General features: G+C 72.6%; 14 protein-coding genes. 4 read left to right on the plus strand and 10 right to left on the minus strand.

The genetic code is table 11. From position 1 onward, the window contains the following. The first annotated feature begins 80 nt into the window (after nt 1-80). Nucleotides 81-1,295: a PspC domain-containing protein gene (locus AB0I60_RS18245; protein ID WP_360731232.1), complete on the plus strand. Its 1,215-nt coding sequence runs from the start codon at nt 81-83 to the stop codon at nt 1,293-1,295. Continuing rightward, complete coding sequence (locus AB0I60_RS18250; RefSeq protein WP_360731234.1) at nt 1,288-1,491, plus strand: hypothetical protein; 204 nt, start codon at nt 1,288-1,290, stop codon at nt 1,489-1,491. Before AB0I60_RS18245 ends, AB0I60_RS18250 begins: the two co-directional genes overlap by 8 nt. Before the next feature lie 213 nt (nt 1,492-1,704). Here AB0I60_RS18250 and guaA read toward each other — a convergent pair whose 3' ends face one another. Next, nucleotides 1,705-3,270 carry a glutamine-hydrolyzing GMP synthase gene (gene guaA / locus AB0I60_RS18255; RefSeq protein WP_360731236.1) on the minus strand — a complete coding sequence of 522 codons (1,566 nt, stop codon included), beginning with the start codon at nt 3,268-3,270 and terminating at the stop codon, nt 1,705-1,707. Nucleotides 3,271-3,316: 46 nt separating this feature from the next. On the opposite strand from guaA, the gene AB0I60_RS18260 reads away from it, so the two are divergent. Continuing rightward, on the plus strand, nt 3,317-4,762 hold the full coding sequence (locus AB0I60_RS18260) for an aldehyde dehydrogenase family protein (protein WP_360731238.1): 1,446 nt from the start codon (nt 3,317-3,319) through the stop codon (nt 4,760-4,762). A 224-nt stretch (nt 4,763-4,986) separates the two neighbouring features. On the opposite strand, the gene AB0I60_RS18265 is transcribed toward AB0I60_RS18260, so the two are convergent. The 5 genes from AB0I60_RS18265 to guaB form a co-directional block, all read right to left on the minus strand. After that, entirely contained in the window at nt 4,987-6,519 is a 1,533-nt protein-coding gene (locus AB0I60_RS18265) for an FAD-dependent monooxygenase (RefSeq protein WP_360731240.1), read from the minus strand. Further along, complete coding sequence (locus AB0I60_RS18270) at nt 6,516-7,475, minus strand: MBL fold metallo-hydrolase (RefSeq protein ID WP_360731242.1); 960 nt, start codon at nt 7,473-7,475, stop codon at nt 6,516-6,518. The genes AB0I60_RS18265 and AB0I60_RS18270 overlap by 4 nt, the downstream gene beginning before the upstream one ends. A gap of 112 nt (nt 7,476-7,587) precedes the next feature. Further along, nucleotides 7,588-9,306, minus strand: coding sequence for a GMC family oxidoreductase (locus tag AB0I60_RS18275; protein ID WP_360731244.1), 1,719 nt, complete (start codon nt 9,304-9,306; stop codon nt 7,588-7,590). Nucleotides 9,307-9,419: 113 nt separating this feature from the next. After that, entirely contained in the window at nt 9,420-10,553 is a 1,134-nt protein-coding gene (locus AB0I60_RS18280) for a GuaB3 family IMP dehydrogenase-related protein (protein ID WP_360731245.1), read from the minus strand. Between the two features lie 45 nt (nt 10,554-10,598). Beyond that, nucleotides 10,599-12,110 carry an IMP dehydrogenase gene (guaB, locus tag AB0I60_RS18285; RefSeq protein ID WP_360731246.1) on the minus strand — a complete coding sequence of 504 codons (1,512 nt, stop codon included), beginning with the start codon at nt 12,108-12,110 and terminating at the stop codon, nt 10,599-10,601. Nucleotides 12,111-12,179: 69 nt separating this feature from the next. Here guaB and AB0I60_RS18290 point away from each other — a divergent pair, with 69 nt between their 5' ends. Beyond that, a complete protein-coding gene (locus AB0I60_RS18290; protein WP_360731247.1) occupies nt 12,180-12,629 on the plus strand; it encodes a DUF5319 domain-containing protein in 450 nt (149 codons plus the stop codon). Nucleotides 12,630-12,770: 141 nt separating this feature from the next. On the opposite strand, the gene AB0I60_RS18295 is transcribed toward AB0I60_RS18290, so the two are convergent. The 4 genes from AB0I60_RS18295 to AB0I60_RS18310 all read right to left on the minus strand — a co-directional run bounded on the left by AB0I60_RS18295 (nt 12,771) and on the right by AB0I60_RS18310 (nt 16,108). Then, nucleotides 12,771-13,724, minus strand: coding sequence for an anti-sigma-D factor RsdA (locus tag AB0I60_RS18295; RefSeq protein ID WP_360731248.1), 954 nt, complete (start codon nt 13,722-13,724; stop codon nt 12,771-12,773). Then, nucleotides 13,725-14,297 carry a sigma-70 family RNA polymerase sigma factor gene (locus AB0I60_RS18300; protein ID WP_360731249.1) on the minus strand — a complete coding sequence of 191 codons (573 nt, stop codon included), beginning with the start codon at nt 14,295-14,297 and terminating at the stop codon, nt 13,725-13,727. 234 nt (nt 14,298-14,531) lie between these two features. Next, nucleotides 14,532-15,128 (minus strand): response regulator transcription factor, encoded by a 597-nt coding sequence (locus AB0I60_RS18305; protein ID WP_015805222.1) that lies wholly within the window; start codon nt 15,126-15,128, stop codon nt 14,532-14,534. Between the two features lie 80 nt (nt 15,129-15,208). Beyond that, on the minus strand, nt 15,209-16,108 hold the full coding sequence (locus AB0I60_RS18310) for a hypothetical protein (protein WP_360731250.1): 900 nt from the start codon (nt 16,106-16,108) through the stop codon (nt 15,209-15,211). Between the last annotated feature and the right edge of the window lie 18 nt (nt 16,109-16,126).

Raw genomic sequence — 16,126 nt, forward strand, 5'->3', positions numbered from 1 at the left:
TTCATCAGGGTTCCACCCGATGCGCGGTTCAGGGTGGGTCCCCGATGTGCATCGTCCCCCGGCGGACCATGCTCGTCATCGTGAGCGGGAACCTGAGCACTGCCGGCGTCGAGGAGACGCTGAAGGACTTCTGGGCCAGCCGGCCCAGGCGGCCGCACTCGGGGCGGAAGATCGCCGGTGTCGCCGCCGGCATCGCCGAGCGCTACCGGATCGACCCCGTCGTCGTCCGGGTCGCGTTCGTGGCGATGGCCCTGTGCAACGGCGCGGGTCTGCTGATCTACCTGCTGGGCTGGCTGTGGCTGGCGCAGGCCGACGACGAGGTGTCCGCCGCCGAGGCGCTGTTCGGCCGAGGGCGCAGCTCCACACCGCTGCCGCTGACCGTCCTGCTGGGCCTCGCCGTGGTTCCCGCCAGCGGCTTCTTCGTCGACGGCGGTTTCACCATGGTGGGCGGTGTGCTGCTGTCCGTCGGCGCGATCTACCTGCTGCACCGCAGCCGGGGGTCGCTCAACCGTCCGCCCTCCGCACCCGAGGTGAGGCCAGTGGATACCGCCGAGTCGCCGACCGCACGCGTGACGCCGCCCGCGTGGGACCCGCTGGGTGCCGCGCCGTTCGCGTGGGACCTGCCGGAACCGGCAGCCGCCCCCGCGCCGCCGGCGGAGCGGCAGTCGCACCCACCGCAACGGCGTCGGCCCAGGTCACGGGTGGGCGTGGCGACGTTCGGGCTGTCGCTGGTGGTGCTGGCCGGCGGGCTGGTGGCGTCCTCGTACAGCCCGTGGTTCGACGCGCCGCACGTCATCGGCCTGGTCGTGGCGACCCTCGGCCTCGGGATGCTGGTGGGCGCGTTCCGGGGCGGCGGCGGACGCGGGCTGATGGGCCTGGTCGTCCCGCTGAGCGTCGTGGGGGTGCTGATGACCAGCGTCGACTTCACCTCGATCGGCGGTTCGGACCACATGGGGGACGTGAACGCGCAGCCGACGACGCGGGAGCAGGTGCTGGACCGGTACGACACCAACGTGGGCAGCGTCGACCTCGACCTGACCGGCCTGCCGGCGACCGGGTCGGTGACGACCGAGGTGGAGGTGGGCATCGGCAGCGCGAAGGTCCGGGTACCCGCCGACGCGGACGTGGTGGTGACCTGCCACTCGGGCCTGGGCTCGGTGTCGTGCCTGGGACCGGAACGAGACGGCCGGAACAACACCACGACGGTCGACGACAAGGGTGCCGGCGAGGGTGGGCTGCGAGTGGAGCTGGACGTTCGGGCAGGACTGGGAGAGGTGGTGGTGAGCCGTGGCTGACCAGGAGTCGATCGAGAAGCGCGGAGTGGACGTCGTCGGCCTGGTGTTCGGGGCGGCAGCCCTGGTCGCCGCCGCCTACATGCTGTCCGACGGGACGTCGTGGCCGGCCTTCCTGGACGTCAGGTGGGTCCTGGCGGGCGGCGCGATGCTGATCGGCCTGGGCCTGCTCGCGGGCTCGGCCCGGCGCAAGGGCTGAGGGGCCGGTCGGCGAGGGGGAGCACGACCACGGGACGCGGAGCACGGGGAGACCGCGACCGGGGGAACGGGGTGAAAGCGCCGACAGGGGTGTGGGCGCAGGGGAAAACCGGGGGTCGAAAAGGCCACCTCGCATCACGCGAGGTGGCCTTTTCGTCACGCCGGCCAATCGGGCGTCACGCCGGCAATCAGACGTCACCCAGCCAATCGGGCGTCACTCCCACTCGATGGTGCCCGGCGGCTTGCTGGTCACGTCCAGCACCACCCGGTTGACCTCGGCCACCTCGTTGGTGATCCGGGTCGAGATGCGCTCCAGCACGTCGTAGGGCAAGCGGGTCCAGTCGGCGGTCATCGCGTCCTCGCTGGACACCGGGCGCAGCACGACGGGGTGGCCGTAGGTCCGGCCGTCGCCCTGCACGCCCACGCTGCGCACGTCGGCCAGCAGCACCACCGGGCACTGCCAGATGGTCCGGTCCAGGCCCGCGCTGGTCAGCTCCTCGCGCGCGATCGCGTCGGCCTTGCGCAGGATCTCCAGGCGCTCGGCGGTCACCTCGCCGATGATCCGGATGCCCAGGCCGGGCCCGGGGAACGGCTGGCGCTGCACGATCGTCTCCGGCAGGCCCAGCTCGGTGCCGACCCGGCGCACCTCGTCCTTGAACAGCGCCCGCAGCGGCTCGACCAGGGTGAACTGGAGGTCGTCCGGCAGGCCGCCCACGTTGTGGTGGCTCTTGATGTTCGCCGCGCCCGCGCCGCCGCCGGACTCCACCACGTCCGGGTACAGCGTGCCCTGCACGAGGAACTCGTAGTCGCCCTCGGCCTTGAGGTCGCGCTCGGCCTGCTCGAAGACCCGGATGAACTCCCGGCCGATGATCTTGCGCTTCTCCTCCGGGTCGGTGACGCCGGCCAGCGCGCCCAGGAACCGCTCCCGCGCGTCCACGGTCACCAGCCGCACGCCGGTCGCCGCCACGTAGTCCCGCTCGACCTGGGCGCGCTCGCCCGCGCGCAGCAGCCCGTGGTCGACGAAGACGCAGGTCAGCCGGTCGCCGATGGCCCGCTGGACGAGGGCCGCCGCGACCGCCGAGTCGACGCCGCCGGACAGGCCGCAGATGGCCTTGCCGTCGCCGACCTGCTCGCGGATGCGCGCGACCTGCTCCTCCACGATGGACGAGGTGGTCCACTGCGGACGGATGCCCGCGATCTCGTGCAGGAACCGGCGCAGCACCTCCTGGCCGTGCGGCGAGTGGCCGACCTCGGGGTGGTACTGGACGCCGGCGAACCGGCGCTCGCGGTCCTCGAAGGCGGCCACCGGGGCCCCGTCGCTGGACGCGGTCACCGTGAAGCCGTCGGGCGCGGCGGTCACGCAGTCGCCGTGGCTCATCCACACCGGGTGGGTGCCGGGCAGCTCCTCGTGCAGCAGGCCGGACCCGGCCACGTCCAGCTCCGTGCGGCCGTACTCGCGGGTGCCGGTGTGCTCCACCGTGCCGCCCAGCGCGCCGGCCATCGCCTGGAAGCCGTAGCAGATGCCGAACACCGGGACCCCGAGCTCGAACAGCTTCGGGTCGACCTGGGGAGCCCCCGGCTCGTACACGCTCGACGGCCCGCCCGAGAGCACGATGGCCGCCGGGTCCTTCTCCACCAGGTCCGCCACGGACGTGGTGTGCGGCACGACCTCGGAGTACACCTGGGCCTCGCGGACCCGACGCGCGATCAGCTGCGCGTACTGCGCGCCGAAGTCGATTACCAGAACTGGGCGGCTGTTGCTCTCAGACACGGCTGACATCGTCTCAGACCTGCACCCGGTGCACGGAACGGCCTAGGTTGGGCGCATGGACGCGACCACCCCTCAGCCACGTCCCTGCTGGATCGCCGGACACGCCGAGCAGGGCACGCAGGCCATCACCGTGCACCACCCCTTCGACGGCACGGAGGTGGCGTCGGTCGCCGTACCGGGCCCCGAGCAGGTGGAGCGCGCGGTCGCGGCTGCCGCCTCGGTCGCCAAGCAGTTCCGCCGCACGCCGGCCCACGTGCGGGCCGAGGCGCTGCTCACCGTGTCGCGGGCGCTGGCCGACCGCGCCGAGGAGATCGCCGAGACGATCACCGCCGAGAACGGAAAACCACTCAAGTGGGCGAACATCGAGGTCACCCGGGCGGTGAACACGTTCCGGTTCGCCGCCGAGGAGGCCCGGCGGTTCACCGGCGACCTCCAGCGCCTGGACACCGACACCGGCGGCGAGGGCAGGCTCGCGCTGGTCCGCCGGGTGCCGCGCGGGCCGGTGCTGGCCGTCGCGCCGTTCAACTTCCCGCTGAACCTGGTCGCGCACAAGGTCGCCCCGGCGCTGGCCGTGGGTGCTCCGGTGATCGTCAAGCCCGCCTCGGCCACGCCGCTGTCGGCGCTGCTGCTGGGTGAGCTGCTCGCCGAGACCGACCTGCCCGACGGCGTGTTCTCCGTGCTGCCGGTGCGCGGCGCGGACATGAAGTCGCTGGTCGTGGACGAGCGGCTGCCGGTGATCTCGTTCACCGGGTCGACCTCGGTCGGCTGGTCGCTCACCGACGACGCGCCGCGCAAGCACGTGCTGATGGAGCTGGGCTCGAACTCGGCCGCGATCGTCTGCCCGGACTGGCCGGACCTGGACTGGGCGGCGTCCCGGATCGCCACGTTCGGCAACTACCAGGCCGGGCAGTCGTGCATCGCGGTGCAGCGGGTGCTGGTGCACCGGGACGTGGCGGACGCGTTCGTGCCGAAGCTGGTCGCGGCCGTGCGGGCGCTGCGGACCGGAGACCCGCACGACCCGGAGGTCGAGGTCGGTCCGCTGATCGACGAGGACAACGCGCGCCGCGTGGAGGAGTGGGTGGCCGAGGCGGTCGCCGGGGGCGCCACGCTGCACCTGGGCGGCGGGCGGGACGGGACGACCGTGGAGCCGACGGTCGTGCAGGACGTGCCGGCGTCGGCGCACCTGTGGAAGGACGAGGTGTTCGGGCCGGTGCTCGCGGTGTCCGTGGTGGACTCGACGGCGGAGGCGTTCGACCTGGCCAACGCCACCGACTACGGCCTCCAGGCGGGCGTGTTCACCCGGGACGTGGCCGTGGCCTTCGAAGCGGCGGCAGAGCTGGAAGTGGGCGGCGTGATCATCGGCGACGTCCCGTCCTACCGAGCCGACCAGATGCCGTACGGCGGCGTGAAGGGCTCAGGCACCGGCCGCGAGGGCGTCCGCTCCGCAATGGACGACTTCACCGAGGAACGCACCATGGTCCTCACCGGCATAACCCTCTGACCCCGACACGCATCGTCAGGCGAGCGACCACCACAATCCACCACCCAACCCGACCCACACGCGAGGCCGCGTCGGTGTGTCGGGTCGCCTTCCGCTCCGATCACGCTCTTCGATCGGAGCGGAAGACGGCGCGATGCATCGACTTCAGGCGGCCGAGCCGCCTCGACGGAGTCGAGGCAATCCAACACAGCCGCGTCGGTGTGTCGCGTCGCCTTTCACTCCGATCACGCTTTTCGATCGGAGTGAAAGACGGCGCGATGCACCGACTTCCGAGCGGCCTCGCCCGCCTCGACGGAGTCGAGGCAATCCAACACAGCGAACCCCGTCGCTTGGCGCAATGCGGCTTGAGGGTCGGTCGGGGCTACGGCTGCGAGGTGGCCGTCCGGGCGGATCAGGGTGCCGTTCACCTCGGTGAAGCCGGGACCGCAGTGGGTGCTGTCGGGCAGCAGCTCGCCGTCGCAGCCGGGGCTGGTCAGCGGTGAGTCGCGGTAGGCGAACGGCTCGAACAGCCGGCCCGAGTCGATCTCGTCCACGCGGCCCTGTTCCAGCACCGCCTGCCGGTGCGCGCGCTCCTGGTCGGTGCGCGGCACCAGGAACCGCATGGTGGCCCCGGTGACGCGGAGGTTCTCGTCGGCCGCCGCCGCGCGTTCCCGTTCGTAGGAGGGCAGCAGGTCCGGGCCCGCCTCGCCGCGACGGTCCAGCGCGACCTTCCACACCGCGTTGTCGGCGTCGCAGATCCCGGAGTTCAGGCCGCGCGCGCCGAACGGGCTCATCACGTGCGCCGCGTCGCCGACCAGCAGCACCCGGCCGTCCCGCAGGGCCGTGGCGCGGCGCTGGTGGAAGCGGTAGGTGGACTGCCAGCGCACCTCGTACGGGCGGTCGCCGGTGATCTCGCGGATGTGCTCGTCGGTCAGCCGGAAGCCCTCCGGCACCTGCCAGTCGACCCGGTGGACGCCGCCGGGCTGGGGGTGCAGCAGGACCTGGCGGCCGGGGTTCCAGTCGGGGTCGAAGTGGAACAGCCGCTCCGGCTCGGGGTGCCCGAGGTCGACCGCGATGTCGGCGATGACGAACAGGTCGTCGAACGAGTGGCCGGGGAAGCCGATGCCGAGCAGGTCGCGGACGGTGGAGCGGGCACCGTCGGCGGCCAGGCAGTGCGTGCCCCGGAACACGTCGGTGTCCGTGGTCAGCTCGACGTGGTCGCCCTGGGACACCGCCACCACCCGCTGCCCCCGGCGCAGGTCGATCAGCGGTTCCTGCCGGACCCGGGCCTCCAGGACGCGCTCCACGTCGGTCTGCGGCGTGTTCACGAACGGCGGGAACCCCGGCCGCCGGGGCAGCTCCAGGGTGGCGACCTCGCGCCCCCGGTGGAACGTCCGGCCCCGGTACCAGGTGACGCCGGCGTCCACGACCGCCCGGCCCGCGCCGACCCGCTCCAGGATGTTCAGCACGTCCCGCTGGACGCAGATGGCCCGGCTGCCCACCTCGGTCCGCCGCCGCGCGGCCTCCAGCAGCACGCACGGCACGCCCGCGCGTGCCAGCAGCAGCGCGGCCGTCATGCCGACCGGTCCCGCGCCGACCACCAGCACCGGGTCCTCGGCACCGCCCCGGCCGCGCCGCCGGCCCGCCGCCGGGCGCACCGCGCCGAGCACGGCCTGCGGGCCCGTCGTGCCGGCGGCCCGCGCGCCGGCGTCGAAGCGCGGCCGGCCGCCGACGGCCCGGACGGAGGTGAACTCGCCGCCGATGGGAGCCGGGCTCACCGGAGCTCCGCCCACACCTCGCGGTCCCGCTCCGCCGTCCAGACCCTGGGCCAGTCGACGCCCGAGCACTCGTCCCAGTACCGCTGCACGTCGAACGGCAGGCAGTGCTCGAAGATCGGCCAGCGCCCGTAGCGCGGGGCCAGCGCCGCGTGCGCGGCCCGGAACGCCTCCGCCACCGTGCCGCCGCCGACGTGCACGGACCCGACCGTGCGGCGCAGCTCGTCCAGGAAGTGCCGGGACTGCGCGATCGCCGCGTCCACCTCGCCCCGGTCCCGGGCCACCGCGCCCCGCCCGCCGACGAGCTGCTCCGCGCCCAGCGCGCGCACGGCGTCCAGGGTGGAGGTCGCCCACTCGTCGTGGAAGGCGTCGCCGGTGTAGAGGGCGGCCTGCGACTCGACCAGGTCGCCCGCGAACAGGACGCGCTGGTGCGGCAGCCACGCCACGATGTCGCCGGCGGTGTGCCCGCGCCCGCAGTACCGCAGCTCCAGGTCGCCGCGGTCGCCGCCGAGGGGGATGGTGAGCCGGTCGGTGAAGGTGAGCGTCGGCCAGGTCAGGCCGGGGATCGACGCGGGGTCCTCGAACAGCCGGGGCATCCGGCCGTACTCGCCGGCCCAGTCCTGCTCGCCGCGCTCGGCGATCAGGGTCCGGGTCAGCTCGTGCGCGATGACCTGGTCCGCGCCGAACGCGCTCGCGCCCAGCGTGCGCACCGCGTGGTAGTGGCTGAGCACCAGGTAGCGGACGGGTGTGTCGGTGCGCTCGCGGAGCAGGTCGAGCCAGCGCCGGGCGGCCACCGGGGTGGCCCTGGCCTCGATGCAGACGACGAAGTCCTCGCCCTCGACGGCCCCCACGTTCGGGTCGCCCTCCGCCGTCAGGGCGTAGACGCCCTCGGCGAGTTCCACGAACACCTCGTCCTTCGGAGCGAGGTCGGCACTGGACGCAAACGGCTTCGCTGCCACGGACCCACCATAGGACCGGCACGGCGAGAGCGCGCCCATGAGCTTTTGACCTCAACACATATGCACCCCGGAGGAGGTGATTGGGCCTCACCTCCCGCCGCGTCGCACCAGGTCAGGAGCCCTTGACCTGCACGATCGGCAGCCGCAGCGCACCCGGCGCGGACGCCGGCACGACGGGCTCGACCGGTGCGACTGCGGGCACCCGCCGGTAGGCCGCGCCCGGTGCCGGCCGCCCGTCGTCCTCACCCTTGTTGGGCCACAACGAGAACGCCCGCTCCGCCTGCGCCGCGATGGTCAGCGACGGGTTGACGCCGAGGTTCGCCGAGATCGCCGACCCGTCCACCACGGAGAGCCCCGGGTACCCGTGGACCCGGTGGTAGGGGTCGATGACACCCGACGCCGCGTCCGCGCCGATCGGGCAGCCGCCGATGAAGTGCGCGGTGAGCGGGACGTTGAACAGCTCGCCCCACGTGCCGCCGGCCACACCGCCGATGTGCTTGGCGGCCAACAGGTTCGCCCGGTGACCGGCCGGGATGAACGCCGGGTTCGGCTCGCCGTGCCCCTGCTTCGAGGACAGCCTGCGCCCGAACAGGCCCTTGCGGCTGAACGTGGTGATCGAGTTGTCCAGGCTCTGCATCACCAGCAGGATCACCGTCCGCTCGCTCCACCGGTGCACCGACACGATCCGCAGGAACCGCACGGGGTGCCGGACCGCCTGGACGAGGAACTGGACGATCCTCGGCGTGGCCTTCGCGCCGTCGGTGGACAGCGTCTGGAGCAGGCCCATCGCGTTGCTGCCCCTGCCGTAGCGCACCGGCTCGATGTGGGTCTGCTCGTCGGGGTGGATGGACGAGGTGATCGCCACGCCCCGGCTGAAGTCGCGCTCCTCGTCCACCCGGAACCGGCCCGCGCCGATGATCGCCTCGGAGTTGGTGCGGGTCAGCTCGCCGAGCCTGGCCGACAGCCGGGGCAGCGCGCCCTCGGCCCTCATCCGGTGCAGCAGCTGCTGGGTGCCCCAGGTGCCGGCGGCCAGCACGACCTGGCCCGCGGTGATCGTGCGGCGGTCGCGCCGCAGCCGGCCCCCGGTGCGCCGGGTGTCCACCGACCAGGTGCCGTCCGGCTCCTGCCGCAGGCCGGTGACGGTGGTCAGCGGCAGCACCCGCGCGCCGTTCCGCTCCGCCAGGTAGAGGTAGTTCTTGACCAGGGTGTTCTTCGCGCCGACCCGGCAGCCGGTCATGCACTCGCCGCACTCCACGCACCCGGTCCGGCGCGGACCGGCACCGCCGAAGAAGGGGTCCTCGGCGGTCTTGCCGGGCTCGCCGAAGAACACGCCGACCGGCGTCGGGCGGTAGGAGTCGGCGACGCCCATGTCGGCCGCGACCTTCTGCATCACCTCGTCGGACGGCGTGGTCGTGGGGTTCTCCACCACGCCCAGCATCCGGCTCGCCTGGTCGTAGAACGGGGCCAGCTCGGCCTCCCAGTCGGTGATGTGCGCCCACTGCCGGTCCTGGAAGAACGCCCGGAGCGGCCGGTAGAGCGTGTTCGCGTAGACCAGCGACCCGCCACCGACGCCCGCGCCGGCCAGGACCATCACGTTGCGCAGGGCGTGGATGCGCTGGATGCCGTAGCAGCCGAGCGCGGGTGCCCACAGGTACCGCCGCAGGTCCCAGGAGGTCTTGGCGAACTCGTCGTCGGCGAACCGGCGACCGGCTTCGAGCACGGCGACCCGGTAGCCCTTCTCGGTGAGCCGGAGGGCCGCGACGCTGCCGCCGAAGCCCGAACCCACGACCACGACGTCGTAATCGGTCTTGTTACCGACGAGTTCACCCATGCCGCGAGATTAGGGGTAACTTCGGGTAACAGCCAGTACTCGACCGGTTCAGCTCCTCCGCACGACGAAGGGCCCCCGCCGGAGCGGAGGCCCTTCCGGAGGGAGCGACGACCCTACCCGCGCACGGTCAGGCCGACCTTCTGGAACTCCTTGATGTCGGAGTAGCCCGTCTTCGCCATCGCCCGGCGCAGCGAGCCGAACAGGTTCGTCACGCCGCGCGGGTCCACCGACGGGCCGAACAGCAGGCTGCGCAGGTCGACCACCTGGTCCACGCCGGTCGACACGTGGCTGCGCGGCACCGACGGGTGCGCCGACGACGACGTCCAGTACAGGCCCTGGCCCGGCGCTTCCGACGCCGCCGCGAGCGGTTCGCCCAGCATCACCGCGTCCGCGCCGCAGGCGATCGACTTCGCCACGTCGCCGCTGGTCAGCACGCCGCCGTCGGCGATGACGTGCACGTACCGGCCGCCGGTCTCGTCCAGGTAGTCCCGGCGGGCCGCCGCCGCGTCGGAGATCGCCGTGGCCATCGGGACGCCGATGCCCAGCACGGAGTCCGTGGTGGTCACGCCCGGCGTGTAGCCGTAGCCGACGATCACGCCCGCCGCGCCCGTGCGCATCAGGTGCATCGCCGTGCGGTAGTCGCCGACCCCGCCCGCGATGACCGGGATGTCCAGGTCCGCGATGAACGACTTCAGGTTCAGCGGCTCGCCGTCGCGCGACACGTGCTCGGCGGAGATGATCGTGCCCTGCACGACCAGGACCTCCACGCCCGCCGCGAGCAGGTCCGGGGTCAGCTCGGCCGCGCGCTGCGGGCTGACCCGCACCGCCACCGTGACGCCCGACTCGCGCACCTGCTTGATCGCCTCGGCGATCAGGTCCAGCCGGACCGGCGCGGCGTGCAGCTCCTGGAGCACCTTCACCGGCGCGGCCGGGTCGTCGGTGTCCTCCACCGACTGCACCAGCCGGAACAGCGCGTCGTCCACGTCGCCGTGCCGCGCCCACAGGCCCTCGGCGTTGAGCACGCCCAGGCCGCCCAGCTCGCCGACCGCCACCGCCGTGCCGGGCGAGACGATCGCGTCCGTCGGGTGGGTGATCAACGGGATCTCGAACCGGTAGGCGTCGATCTGCCACGCCGTCGACACGTCCTTAGAGGACCGGGTCCTGCGGGACGGGATGATCTCGACGTCGTCCAGCTCGTAGGCCCGCCTCGCGGTCCGGCCCATGCCGATCTCGACCAGGTCGCGCACCTTTTATCGTCCTCTCGTGGGGCGGGCGTACTCCCGGACCCTAGCTCAGCGCGTGGTGTAGTTCGGCGCTTCCACGGTCATGGTGATGTCGTGCGGGTGGCTTTCCTTCAGACCCGCTGCGGTGATCCGCACGAGCTGCTTGAGCTGGAGGTCGGAGATCGTCTGCGAACCGGTGTAGCCCATGGCCGCGCGCAGGCCGCCGACGAGCTGGTGCACCACCGACGAGAGCGGGCCCCGGAACGGCGTGCGGCCCTCGATGCCCTCGGGGACGAGCTTGTCCTCGGACAGCACGTCGTCCTGGAAGTACCGGTCCTTGGAGTACGACTTGGCCTCGCCCCGGCCCTGGAGGGCGGCCAGCGAGCCCATGCCCCGGTAGGTCTTGAACTGCTTGCCGTTGACCAGGACCAGCTCACCGGGCGCCTCGGCGGTGCCCGCCAGCAGGCTGCCGAGCATGACCGCGCTCGCGCCGGCCGCGATCGCCTTGGCGATGTCGCCGGAGTACTGGATGCCGCCGTCGCCGATCACCGGCACGCCGGCGGGCGCGCACGCGAGCGACGCCTCGTAGATCGCGGTGATCTGCGGCACGCCGACGCCCGCCACCACGCGGGTGGTGCAGATCGAGCCGGGGCCGACGCCGACCTTCACGCCGTCCGCGCCCGCGTCCACCAGCGCCTGCGCGCCGGCCCGGGTCGCCACGTTGCCGCCGACCACGTCGACGCCCTCGCCGAGCTCCTTCTTCACCCGGGCGACCATCTCCAGCACGTTGCGCTGGTGGCCGTGCGCGGTGTCGACCATGATCACGTCGATGCCCGCGTCCGCGAGCGCCATCGCGCGGGTGAAGCTGTCCTCGCCGACGCCGATCGCGGCGGCGCACAGCAGCCGGCCGTCCGGGTCCTTGGAGGCGTTCGGGTACTGCTCGGTCTTGACGAAGTCCTTGACCGTGATCAGGCCGCGCAGCCGGTTGTCGCCGTCCACGATCGGCAGCTTCTCGATCTTGTGCCGGCGCAGCAGGCCCAGCGCCGCGTCGGCGGACACGCCGACCTGCGCGGTCACCAGCGGGCCCTTGGTCATGACCTCGCGCACCGGGCGGGAGTGGTCGACCTCGAAGCGCATGTCCCGGTTGGTGATGATGCCCACCAGCTTGCCCTGCGCGTCGGTCACCGGGACGCCGGAGATGCGGTAGCGGGCGCACAGGTCGTCCACGTGCTTGATGGTGTCGTCCGGGGTGCACGTCACCGGGTCGCTCACCATGCCCGCCTCGGACCGCTTCACGGTCTCCGCCTGGCGGGCCTGCTCCTCGACCGACAGGTTGCGGTGCAGGACGCCGATGCCGCCCTGGCGGGCCATCGAGATGGCCATCCGGCCCTCCGTCACGGTGTCCATCGCGGCCGACGCCAGCGGGACCCGGAGGGTGGTGTTGCGGGAGATCCTGGTGCTGGTGTCCACGCCGCTGGGCACGATCCCGGACTCGGCCGGCAGCAGCAGGACGTCGTCGAAGGTCAGTCCCAGCATGGCGAACTTGGGCGGGACTCCGTCAGCGTTGAGCTCGCTGGTCATGGCGGCTGGCTTGCCTTCCGTCGTGCGGCGATCCCGCCGCGCGACGGATCGGGTTTTCCGCAGGCGGCGATGGGTTCAGCCCATGGTATCTGGACGTGGTCGGGGGTCGGCCCGGTACCGTGCGTGGTCGTGCCGCACGACGCGTTGCCACCAGACCCGTTCGCGGGCGACCCCGAGGACCCGGCGCGGGCCCTCGGGCAGCCCGACGACGACCACGACCACCCGCCGATGGACGACGACGAGCGGGCGGAGCTGGTCGGCGACCTGAGCGACCTCGCCGTCTACCAGGCGCTGCTGGAACCCCGGGGTGTCCGGGGGATCGTGGTGGACTGCGGCGAGTGCCAGGAGCCGCACTACCACGACTGGGCGCTGCTGCGGTCGAGCCTGGAGCAGCTCCTGTCGGACGGTCGGATGCGCCCGCACGAGCCGGCCTACGACCCCGACCCGGCCTCGTACGTGAGCTGGGAGTACTGCCGGGGCTACGCCGACGGCGTGACCGCGACCGAGAGCGCCCGCTGAACCCGTCCCCCGATGTGACCGATCCCTCGTCACACCGGCTCCGGGACCGGACCCACCCGCACCTGTCCGACCGACCCGGCCCGGACGGCGGATGCCCGCCACCTCGGGCGAGGTGACGGGCATCGCAGCGCTGGAGCGGGGTCAGTTGCCCCCGGTCACCGCCGGGCTGCCGCCGGGCTGACCGGCACCGCCGTACAGGCTGGAGCTGCCGTTCTGGGTGGCGTTGCCGCTCTCGTTCTGGGTACCGCCGCTGGACGACTCGCCGCTGCCGCTGGGCGGCGGGGCGACCGAACCGCCCGTGGTCGGCGGCACCGTCGTGGTCGTGGTCGGCGCGGTCGTCGTGGTCGGCTCGACCGTCGTCGGCTGCTGGGTCGTCGTCGTCTGGTCCGTGGGCGACGCGGCCTGCGTCGTGGTCGACGGCGCGGTGGAGGCGGCCGGCGTGGTGGTCGGGACGGGCGTGGTGCTGGTCAGCTCGCGCAGCAGCGAGCCGTGCCTCTTTTCCAGGTCGGCCTTGCCGTCGTCGACCGAGATCGAGGGCAGCGCCTCGCTCGCGCGGTTGAGCAGGTCCCGGGCCTCGCCGTAGCGGCCGGCGCTGAGCGCGGCGCGGGCGGTCTCCAGGTCGGTGCGGACCGTCACGGCGGCTTCCACCGACCGGGCGTGGTCCGAGTAGAGCACCCTCGTCAGGCCCCAGAGGGTGTCGCCCGGCTGGGCGTCGCGGGCGACCAGGCTGACCCCGGTGAACGCGATGGCCAGCACGGCGGCGGCGCTCGCCAGGGGGATCAGGAAGCGGTGGCGGCCCCGCTGGAGGGGGCGGGCCGCGGCGATCGTCGCCACGGCGGTGTCGGTGTCGACCAGCTCACCCATGGGACGACTGTCGACTTCGCGCCGCCACGCCAGCAGCAGCGCGTTCAGCTCATCGTCGACCAACGCATCGGTCTGCCCGCGCCCGCCCAGCGCGTCCAGCAACGCGTCGTCCGCCCGGATGCCGGCGAGGTCGTCGCCGGGGTCAACCAGGGGGTCGTCCGAAGTGAGCGGGGTTCTCTCGTCTCGTCCGCGCACGACTCGTCCATCGCCCTTCTCGTGCTGGTCGGCCACTCAGACCACCTCCTCCGCCGCCAGGGTCTTGCGGAGGCGGGCCAAGGCGCGGTGCTGCGCCACCCGTACCGCGCCCGGCGTGGAGCCGACCGCGTCGGCGGTCTCCTCGGCCGACAAACCGACGACAACTCGGAGCAGCAGGATCTCCCGCTGCTTCTCCGGAAGGACCTTCAGGAGTTGGGCCATCCGCCCGGACAGCTCGCCCTGCATGGCGCGCTGCTCGGGTCCGGCTTCGGTCTCCGGCGCGTCCGGCACCTCCGGGACCGGTTCGGACCGGTTCCGGGCGGCTGAGCGATGCGCGTCGGCCACCTTGTGCGCTGCGATCCCGTAGACGAACGCCAAGAACGGCCGACCCTGGTCGCGATAGCTGGGCAGGGCCGTCAGCACCGCGAGACACACCTCCTGGGCCACGTCGTCCGCCGAAGCGAAAGACCTCTCCTGCCTTCCGACTCGGGCGCGGCAGTACCGCACCACCAAGGGACGAATGGATGCCAGCAGTCGTTCGATCGCGTGGCGGTCGCCATCGACGGCTGCGCCCACTTCGGCGTCCAGTCCGTCCCCCAAGTTGGTCATCGCAGACAACAGCCCTGGTGTTACGTGTAGGCGTACCGACAACGAACGGCACGGGACGATCGACGTCGCCCGTACCGGTGACCCTTACCGTACCGGTCCCCGCGCCGGATGTTCGCAAAAGGGGTCGAAAGACCCCCTGCGAAGTGCCGACACGCCCTAAGAGACGAACCAGCCCGGCGACGGTTGCGTCACCGGGCTGACCGGAGGAAGGAGTGCCGGGCGGTGTGACCGGCCTTACGACACGAGCCCCCGCCGGAAGCCGTGCGCGACGGCCTGGGCGCGGTCACGGACGCCGAGCTTGCGGAACAGCCGGCGGGCGTGGGTCTTGACGGTGTCCTCCGACAGGTAGAGCTCGCGCCCGATCTGCCCGTTGCTCTTGCCCTGGCTCATCCCGCGCAGCACCTGGAGCTCCCGCTCGGTGAGCTGGACCCCCGGGTCGGAGGGCTGGCGCGGTGCCGGTACCGAGGTGCTGGCCAACGTATGCGCGAGCGCGGCCACCAGTTCGGGGCGCGAGGCGTCCCAGCGGAGGTAGCCCCGGGCGCCGCCGGCGATCGCGGCGGCGATGCTGCCCGCGTCGTCCGGTGCGCCGAACACGATGACGTTTGCCTGCGGGTTGGCCGAGACGAGTCGCCGGGTCGCTTCGACCCCGGTCGGGACGGCGCGCTGGGTTCCCACCAGCACCACGTCGACCGGCTGCCGAGAGAAGCGCGCCAACAACTCGTCACCGTGCGCTACGCAGTCGATGCGGCTAACCCCTGGGACAGCCGACATCACGCGGGTGAGACCCTCCCGCACACTGCGCCGGTCGTCGCAAATAAGGACCGTGGTCACGGGGACTCCTTCCTGCAGCCGAGTGACGTTCCACTTCCCCTATCGGACGCTAGGGGCCGAACCTTGACACGATCCGGTGCTTAATCCGTCAAGAAGTTCGCCTGGGGGTCTGCGTTCGGGGGTTCCCCGGAACGGAGCAGCGCCGTCGGGATCCACGCAGAGTTGACCGCGAGTCGTCGGCTGATCGGATCAGCTCTGCGTAACACGCAGCTCAGAGCGTTGACGGCAAAATTCCTCACCTTCTCGGTTTCCGCATCATTGCGGACAACGGGGCTGGTCAGGAGCATGAGTGCCGTCGGCCAGGACAACGAGAGAAGCCCGTGGCGGTCAGTGTGATTTAGGTCACAGGATAGCAAATGGACGCCCCGAGCGACGCTTTCGGGTGTCCCCCACACCACTGAAGCCACCCCCAGGACGAGCCCGGACTTGAGCACGTGCCGCGTCGCACCGACCGCTTCGGCCGCGCGCAACGCCCGTTCGGCGGGCTCGACCGCTCGCTCCGCGTGACCGGCGGCGAGTTCGATCTCGGCCGCCACCCAGTCCTTGCGGACCCCCGTGCGCCAGCTCTGCGTGACCACCCGCGCGTGCAGCAGGCGGGCCTCCCGGAGCCGGCCCGCGCCCACCGCGTCCGCCGCCAGCCCCAGCAGCGCGTCCGCCCGCGCGCCCGCCGCGTCGACCCCGTCCAGGTCGGGCGGCGACGAGTCCGGCGCGGCGGCGAGGGCCAGCGCGTCGAACCGCCGCGCGGTCGCGTGCGAGCCGAGCTGGCGGCGGTGGGAGGCCAGCGTCGAGGCGGCCAGCGACGCGATCAGTCGATCACCGGACCGGACGAGCGGGTGCAGCAGGGTCGCCGCCGCCGCGTAGTGGCCCTGCCCGCCCAGCGCGACCGCCGCGAACCAGCGGTCGCGCGGCGGGCCGTCCGCCGCGCGGCGGACGTCCGCCCCCGGTCGGTCGCCGAAGGCCGCCGCGCGCAGTGGGTCCACCCGGCCATTGTCCGCCGG

It is taken from the genome of Actinosynnema sp. NPDC050436 (assembly GCF_040655415.1).
In the GTDB taxonomy this organism is placed as follows: domain Bacteria; phylum Actinomycetota; class Actinomycetes; order Mycobacteriales; family Pseudonocardiaceae; genus Actinosynnema.

Bases quoted from the DNA above. Each gene is read 5' to 3' on its own strand.
- guaB (WP_360731246.1), bottom strand. From the start codon at position 12,110: ATGACCAGCGAGCTCAACGCTGACGGAGTCCCGCCCAAGTTCGCCATG.
- guaA (WP_360731236.1), bottom strand. From the start codon at position 3,270: ATGTCAGCCGTGTCTGAGAGCAACAGCCGCCCAGTTCTGGTAATCGAC.
- AB0I60_RS18275 (WP_360731244.1), bottom strand. From the start codon at position 9,306: ATGGGTGAACTCGTCGGTAACAAGACCGATTACGACGTCGTGGTCGTG.
- AB0I60_RS18260 (WP_360731238.1), top strand. From the start codon at position 3,317: ATGGACGCGACCACCCCTCAGCCACGTCCCTGCTGGATCGCCGGACAC.
- AB0I60_RS18290 (WP_360731247.1), top strand. From the start codon at position 12,180: ATGGGTTCAGCCCATGGTATCTGGACGTGGTCGGGGGTCGGCCCGGTA.
- AB0I60_RS18300 (WP_360731249.1), bottom strand. From the start codon at position 14,297: ATGACCAACTTGGGGGACGGACTGGACGCCGAAGTGGGCGCAGCCGTC.